At 75.6% G+C, this 6968-nt stretch carries 7 protein-coding genes; 3 read left to right on the forward strand and 4 right to left on the reverse strand.

The annotated features are described in order from the left end of the window. From SSNG_RS42515 to SSNG_RS31150, 4 genes are all read right to left on the reverse strand, one after another. Positions 1 to 1156, reverse strand: a 1156-nt coding sequence (locus SSNG_RS42515; RefSeq protein ID WP_007267924.1) for an SMI1/KNR4 family protein, incomplete at its 3' end; no start/stop codon positions are given. 68 nt (positions 1157 to 1224) lie between these two features. Further along, on the reverse strand, positions 1225 to 2124 hold the full coding sequence (locus SSNG_RS31145; protein ID WP_007267925.1) for an SDR family oxidoreductase: 900 nt from the start codon (positions 2122 to 2124) through the stop codon (positions 1225 to 1227). 54 nt (positions 2125 to 2178) lie between these two features. Beyond that, positions 2179 to 2334: a hypothetical protein gene (locus SSNG_RS42520; protein WP_007267927.1), complete on the reverse strand. Its 156-nt coding sequence runs from the start codon at positions 2332 to 2334 to the stop codon at positions 2179 to 2181. Positions 2335 to 2505: 171 nt separating this feature from the next. Then, positions 2506 to 3147, reverse strand: a complete 642-nt coding sequence (locus SSNG_RS31150) for a hypothetical protein (protein ID WP_007267928.1) — start codon at positions 3145 to 3147, stop codon at positions 2506 to 2508. 465 nt (positions 3148 to 3612) lie between these two features. Between SSNG_RS31150 and SSNG_RS31155 the strand changes: the two genes are divergently transcribed. From SSNG_RS31155 to SSNG_RS31165, 3 genes are read left to right on the forward strand one after another with little or no spacing between them, the layout of a single operon-like run. After that, positions 3613 to 4590 carry an NADPH:quinone oxidoreductase family protein gene (locus SSNG_RS31155; protein ID WP_007267929.1) on the forward strand — a complete coding sequence of 326 codons (978 nt, stop codon included), beginning with the start codon at positions 3613 to 3615 and terminating at the stop codon, positions 4588 to 4590. Next, positions 4587 to 5777, forward strand: coding sequence for an acyl-CoA dehydrogenase family protein (locus SSNG_RS31160; RefSeq protein ID WP_007267930.1), 1191 nt, complete (start codon positions 4587 to 4589; stop codon positions 5775 to 5777). The genes SSNG_RS31155 and SSNG_RS31160 overlap by 4 nt, the downstream gene beginning before the upstream one ends. Then, on the forward strand, positions 5774 to 6931 hold the full coding sequence (locus SSNG_RS31165) for an acyl-CoA dehydrogenase family protein (protein WP_007267931.1): 1158 nt from the start codon (positions 5774 to 5776) through the stop codon (positions 6929 to 6931). Before SSNG_RS31160 ends, SSNG_RS31165 begins: the two co-directional genes overlap by 4 nt. Positions 6932 to 6968: the final 37 nt, after the last annotated feature.

Here is a 6968-nt window from a genome sequence, read left to right on the forward strand (position 1 = left end):
CGGCCCTCCCGGGGCGCGGGGTCGCCAGGATCCGGCCCGCCCGCTCCGCCGTGACCAGCGGCCGCAGGAAGGGGTCCGCCATGAGCTCGACCGGCAGCACGTGGCCCTCGCCGACGGGGCGCCACCGCGGCAGCGCCTCCTCGGCCAGCACCCGCCAGGCCGCCTCGGGGTCCCCCCACCGCGCGAGGTCCCGCGCCCGCTCCAGGGCCTCGTCCTCCCAGGCCCGGTGGACGCCGTCGCGGTAGCGCCGCCGGTAGCCGTCGAGCTCCGGGTCCTCGGGCCGGTACGGCCGCGGGTCCCCCTCGGCGATCACTGCCAGCACGGGCAGTACGGCGTGCCGGAGCAGCGGATCCCCCTGCGCCAGCTCGGCCCGGGCGTCGGGCAGCATGTAGTGCTCCCCGCGCAGGGCCCGTATCTGGAACAGGCCCACGATCGCCGGCCCGTACCCGAACTCCTTCGCCTCCTCCAGCGCCCGCTCCGCCTCGGCGGCCCGCCCCGCCAGCAGGTCCGCCCGCGCCCGCTCCACGAGGACGGCCAGGCCCCGCCGCGTCTCGCCGTCGGGCTTGCGCAGGGCGTGGAAGCCCTGGAACTCCGCGTACATCAGGTCGGCGAAGGACTCGTGCCGCTCCGGTCCTTCCCCGCTCCAACTGGAGTACCGGTACGCGGCCCACTCGCCGTCGGCGTTGACGTCACCGGGGTCGAGCATCAGCCAGGTCTGGTCCCCGTCCAGGGAGATCTGGACGGTCCGGCCCCACCGCTCGGACTCGTACGGCTCCAGGTCCTCCTCCTCGGCCCCGTCCTCCTCCGCTTCATCCTCTTCGCCGAGGTCCTCCTCCAGATCCTCCTGCTCCCACTCGCTGAGCATCTCGAACAGGTGCCCCGTCAGTTCCCGCATCGGCCCCACCTCCGCCGCCGGGGCCAGCAGGTACACGAACTCCCCTGCCCACCGCCAGCCGTCGGTGACCTCCAGGAACGAGCGGTACGAGGGAGGCAGCGGCGCCCCCAGCCTCGCTTCGAGCGCAGCTATCCGCTCCGGCGGGGCGGGGTCGAAGCCCAGCCAGCCCAGGGGCGGTTCCGAGGGCTCCTCGGCCCGCATGGCCGTCTCCCGCTCGGCGCTCCAGGTGCGCAGGAAGGGTTCCCAGTCGTCGATCCTCATGACCCGATGGTGCCGCACGCCACTGACAACGCCTCAGGAGCCCGTCCCCGCACCGCGCCCCACCCCCCTCAGGGCTGGAACGGCCCGCGCCCCAGCTGCTCGCGCACCGGCACCACCTCCGGCTGGACCAGCGCCCGGCGCTGCCAGTTCGCCCCGTCGACCACCAGGGTGTGGCCGGTGACGAAGCGGGCGTAGGGCGAGGCCAGGAAGGTGGCGGCCCAGCCCAGTTCGCGCGGCGCGCCCACCCGCAGGGCGGGCTGCCGGGAGTCCTTGGAGTCCGGGGCGGCCCGCTCCAGCCCCTCCCGGATGTCCTCGGTCATGTCGGTGTGCGGGAACAGTCCGGGCACCAGCCCGTTGACGCGGATGCCGTACGGGCCCCACTCCACGGCGAGGGTCTCCACCAGGTTCTTCACCCCGGCCTTCGCGGCGGCGCTGTGGGCGAAGCCGGGCCCGCCGGTCCAGGCGTACGAGGCGCCGACGCTGACGATCGCCCCCGGGCTGCCGGCGCCGAGGTGGCGCCGGCCGAACTCGCGGGTCATGAACCAGGTCCCGGTCAGGGTGGTGTCGACCACCGCCCGCCAGGCGTTCGGGGACAGGTCCTCGGCGGGGCTGGGGAAGTTCGCCGCGGCGTTGTTGACCAGCACGTCCGGCAGTCCCAGCGCGGCCCCGGCGGCGTCGAAGACGTCCGCGACCCGCTCGGGGTCCCGGATGTCGCACACCGCGGCCGCCACCCGGCCCGCTCCGGGCACGGCCGCCAGCTCCTCGCGCGCCGCCTCCAGCTGCCCGGCGCGGCGCCCCGCGATCAGCAGGTCGGCGCCGAGCCGGGCGAACTCGGCGGCGATGGCCCTGCCCAGCCCGGTGCCGCCGCCGGTCACGAGGACCACCTGCCCCGCGTACGTGCCGGCGGGCAGGGCGGCGGCGCCCAGCGGAGGCGGCGCGGGCAGGCCGCGCCTGATCTCGTCCGTCATGGGGGCATCGATAGCGCGCCGGGGCGCAGATCGCCATGCCCGTGACGCGGGCCGCTACTTCGGCAGGTACGCCTGCTTCGTCGCGCAGGTCCAGATCACCGGCTTCAGCGTGCCGCCCGCGTTGACGGCCGCGCCGCCGACCCGGCCGTCGTCGGCGACGGACTGCGCGGTGCTGGCCTGGTTCGCGGCGAGCCGCGGCAGGGCGAGCACCGGCCCGGTGCCCGTCCACAGCTGCGCCTGGTCGGGCAGGGTCTGGATGTCCGGGTGGAACTTGGCGGTGCCGACGGAGACGTTGTTCGTCGGGCTGACCGCCTCGAAGGTGCCGTACGGGTGGGTCTTCAGCGCGCCCGGGGCGCCGATGGGCCCCGTGTACGGCGGGGTTCATTTGACGGGCCGGAACTGGTAGCCCATGCCGTTCCAGTCGTAGCCGACGACGCGGCCGCTCTCGTCGATGTCCTGCACCCAGCTGTCGTTGGAGGTGCGGGGCAGGGCCTCGGCCGGGCCGCCGTCGGCCGGCCACAGGACGGGGTAGGAGCCCTCCAGGCGCTGGCCGGTCTCCGGGACCTCGTGGTTCTCGCGGGCGATGCCGAGGACGTCGCCCTTGTTGTTGATGCCGGTGACCAGCTCCACGTAGGTGCCGGGCGCGGAGCCGGCCGGCACGGGCAGGTCGCGGACCTTCCGGCCGTCCTTCCACACCACGCCCTGGCCGCCGCGGGTGCGCGAGACGACGTACCCGGCGTCGTTCACGTCGGTGTAGTAGGACGCCCAGTCGCTCTCGGGCAGCCGGGTGACGGCGGTGTCCCCGGCCCGGTAGGTGAAGAGGTAGCCCTCGCCGCCGTGGACGACGCCCACCATCAGGCCGGCCTTGTTGACGCCGAGGACCGCTCCCGCCTGGTTGGCGTCGGGCATCGGGACCTTGTGGAGCTTCGTGCCGGTCCAGTAGACGGGCTTGCCGCCGGAGTCGCCGACGGACAGGGTGCCGGAGCCGAGGGCCCGGACGCCCTCGGACTGCGGGCCGCCCACGTTGTAGCCGCCGGTCCCGAGGGAGCCGAGGACCTGGATGCGGGGCGTGCAGGCGGGCGCGGCCGCGGCCGGCCCCGGCGGCGGTGACGATCCCGGCCAGGACGAGGGCCGCGGCGGCCGCCGCAGCGGTCCGGCGCGTGCGGGCGCGCATGGATGCGTTGTTCATCGTTCGGGTTCCCCCTGTGGTGTGGGCGTGGCGCAGACGCGCGCCCGGAGCGGTCGGCTCCGGGCGCGCGGAAATCCCTGGTGCGTCATATGCCCTGTGCAAGCGGCCTGTTGATGCTATCTACGGATACGGGTGTTCACCCGTGGTTCGTCCGTCCGATTTCCGGAACGGGCGGGCGGGCCCGCCGCCCGGCGGAGGTCCGCCGGGCGGGGATGGCGCGGACGAGGGTTCCCAAGGAGGCAAGCGACCGCTTAGTATGCCGCCGAGCGTGGTCCCTCGACGGCGGCTGGAGGCCCCGGATGCAGGCATGGCGAGTACACACGACCGGCGAACCCCGCGAGGCCATGCGCCTCGAAGAGGTCCCCGAACCCGTCCCCGGCGAGGGCGAGGTGAAACTCCGGGTCCTCGCGGCCAACGTCAACTTCCCCGACGCGCTCCTCGTCCGCGGCCAGTACCAGATCCGCCCGCCCCTGCCCTTCACCCCGGGCGTCGAGGTCTGCGGCCTGACCGAGGACGGCCGCCGCGTCATCGCCAACCCGAGCCTGCCCCACGGCGGCCTCGCCGAGTACGTCACCGCCCCCGCCCGCGCCCTGCTGCCCGCCCCCGACAGCCTGGACGACGCCGAGGCCGCCGCCCTGCACATCGGCTACCAGACCGGCTGGTTCGGCCTGCACCGCAGGGCCCGCCTCCAGCGCGGCGAGACCCTGCTCGTGCACGCCGCCGCCGGCGGGGTCGGCAGCGCCGCCGTCCAGCTCGGCAAGGCCGCCGGAGCCACCGTCATCGGCGTCGTCGGCGGCAAGGCCAAGGCCCGCACCGCCGAGGAACTCGGCTGCGACCTCGTCATCGACCGCACCACCGAGGACGTCGTCACCCGCGTCAAGGAGTTCACCGGCGGACACGGCGCCGACGTCGCCTACGACCCCGTCGGCGGCGACGCCTACACCGCCTCCGCCAAGTGCGCGGCCTTCGAGGGCCGCATCGTCGTCGTCGGCTTCGCCGGCGGCACCGTCCCCGCCCCCACCCTCAACCACGCCCTGATCAAGAACTACTCCGTCCTCGGCCTGCACTGGGGGCTGTACGCCACGAAGGACCCCGCCGCGATCCTCGCCTGCCACACCGAACTCACCCGCCTCGCCGCCGACGGCGCGATCAGACCCCTCGTCAGCGAACGCGTCCCGCTCGACCGGGCCGCCGACGCCGTCCAGCGCGTCGCCGACGGCACCACCACCGGCCGGCTGGTCGTCGTACCGTCCCGGGACCGCGGAGCCGCCCGATGACCGCCGACGCCGAAGACCTCCGCGCCCGCACCCGCGCCCTCCTCGCCGCGCACCCGCCCGCCGCCACCGCCCCCGCGGACTTCCTCCGCGCCCGCTTCGACGCCGGCCTCGCCTGGGTCCACTACCCCGAGGGCCTCGGCGGACTGGGCGCGCCCCGCACCCTCCAGGCCGCCGTGGACGCCGAACTGGAGGCCGCCGGAGCCCCCGACAACGACCCCCGCCGGATCGGCATCGGCCTCGGCATGGCCGCGCCCACGATCCTCGCCCACGGCACCGAGGAGCAGAAGGCCCGCTTCCTGCGCCCCCTCTGGCTGGGGGAGGAGGTCTGGTGCCAGCTCTTCAGCGAACCCGGAGCCGGCTCCGACCTCGCCGCCCTCGGCACCCGCGCCGTCCTCGACGAGCAGACCGGGGAATGGGTGGTGGACGGCCAGAAGGTGTGGACCTCCAGCGCCCACACCGCCCGCTGGGCCATCCTCCTCGCCCGCACCGACCCGTACCTCCCCAAGCACCAGGGCATCACCTACTTCCTGTGCGACATGCACGCCCCCGGAGTCGAGGTCCGCCCGCTGCGCCAGATCACCGGCGAGGCCGAGTTCAACGAGGTCTTCCTCACCGGCGTCCGCATCCCCGACACCCACCGCCTCGGCGCCGTCGGCCAGGGCTGGGCCGTCGCCCGCACCACCCTGATGAACGAACGCGTCTCCATCGGCGGCATGCGGATCCCGCGCGAGGGCGGCATGATCGCCCCCGTCGCCGCCGCCTGGCGCGGACGCCCCGCCCTGCGCACCCACGCCCTGCACCAGCGGCTGCTCGAACTGTGGGTCGAGTCCGAGGTGGCCCGCCTCACCGGCGAACGGCTGCGCCAGCAGCTCGTCGCCGGCCGGCCCGGCCCCGAGGGCAGCGGCATGAAGCTCACCTTCGCCCGCCTCAACCAGGAGATCAGCGGCCTGGAGGTGGAACTCCTCGGCGAGGAGGGCCTCCTGTACGGCGACTGGACCATGCGCCGCCCCGAGACCGTCGACTTCACCGGCCACGACGCCGGCTACCGCTACCTGCGCGCCAAGGGCAACAGCATCGAGGGCGGCACCAGCGAGATCCTCCTCAACATCGTCGCCGAACGCGTCCTCGGCCTGCCCCCCGAACCGCGCGACGACAAGGACACTGCCTGGAAGGACCTCTCCCGATGACGACGCAGCCCGCACCGGCGCCGCAGCCCGGCCCGGCGGCCCCCAGCGCCCCCTACGACCTGCTCTACTCGCAGACCGAGGAGGAGCTCCGCGCCGCCGTACGCGCCCTGCTCGCCGACCGCTGCGCCCCCGCCGCAGTCCTCGCACGCGCCGAGACCGGCCGCCCCCACGACCCCGAGCTGTGGCGCACCCTCGCCGCCGGGATCGGCACCGCCGGACTGCTCGTCCCCGAGAAGCTCGGCGGGGCGGGCGCGAGCCACCGCGAGGCCGCCGTCGTCCTGGAGGAGCTGGGCCGGTCCGCCGCACCCGTGCCCTACCTGACGTCCTCCGTCCTCGCGACGGAGATCCTGCTCGCCGTCGCCTGCGACAACGCCGACGCCGCCGCCCTGGTCGGGGAGGCCGCATCCGCCGGGCTGGTCTGCGTCCCCGCCCTGCCCCTCACCCTGGCCCCCGGCGCGCCCCTGCCGGCGCCGGTCCACGACGGCGGCGGCGGGGTGCTGAGCGGCACCGTCACCTCGGTCGCGGACGCGGTCGCCGCCGACGTCCTGCTGGTCCTGGCCGACACCGGGCTGTACGCCGTCCCCGCGGACCGCGCCGCCCTGACCCCCCGGGTCCCGCTGGACCTGACCCGGCCGCTCGCCGACGTCACCCTCGACGGCGCCGCCGCCACCCGCCTGGCGGACCCCGCCAGCGCCCGGGCGGCCGTCGCCGGAGCCCTGCTGTCCGGCGCCGGACTGCTCGCCTCGGAACAGCTCGGGCTCGCCGAGTGGTGCCTGACCGAGACCGTCGCGCACGTACGCACCCGCCACCAGTTCAACCGCCCCGTCGGCTCCTTCCAGGCGCTCAAGCACCGCCTCGCCCGGCTGTGGCTGGACGTGGCCTCCGCCCGGGCGGCCGCCCGCGCCGCCGCCGACGCCCTGGCCACCGGCGCCCCCGACGCCCCGCTCACGGTCGCCGTCGCCCAGGCGTACTGCTCCGGGGTCGCCGTCCGCGCCGCCGAGGAGTGCGTCCAGCTCCACGGCGGCATCGGCATGACCTGGGAACACCCCGCCCACCTCTACCTCAAGCGCGCCAAGGCCGACTCCCTGGCCCTGGGCACCGCCGGCCACCACCGCGGCCTGGTGGCCGACTTCGCGGAACTCCCGGCGCCCTGAGCCGACGGGCGGGGCCGGCCCCACCCGCCGGCCCCGC

The sequence above is a fragment of the Streptomyces sp. C genome, assembly GCF_000158895.1.
Taxonomy (GTDB): Bacteria; Actinomycetota; Actinomycetes; order Streptomycetales; family Streptomycetaceae; genus Streptomyces; species Streptomyces racemochromogenes.

Coding starts and splice junctions, on each gene's coding strand:
- SSNG_RS31145 (WP_007267925.1), bottom strand. CDS start 2,124: ATGACGGACGAGATCAGGCGCGGCCTGCCCGCGCCGCCTCCGCTGGGC.
- SSNG_RS31155 (WP_007267929.1), top strand. CDS start 3,613: ATGCAGGCATGGCGAGTACACACGACCGGCGAACCCCGCGAGGCCATG.
- SSNG_RS31160 (WP_007267930.1), top strand. CDS start 4,587: ATGACCGCCGACGCCGAAGACCTCCGCGCCCGCACCCGCGCCCTCCTC.
- SSNG_RS31165 (WP_007267931.1), top strand. CDS start 5,774: ATGACGACGCAGCCCGCACCGGCGCCGCAGCCCGGCCCGGCGGCCCCC.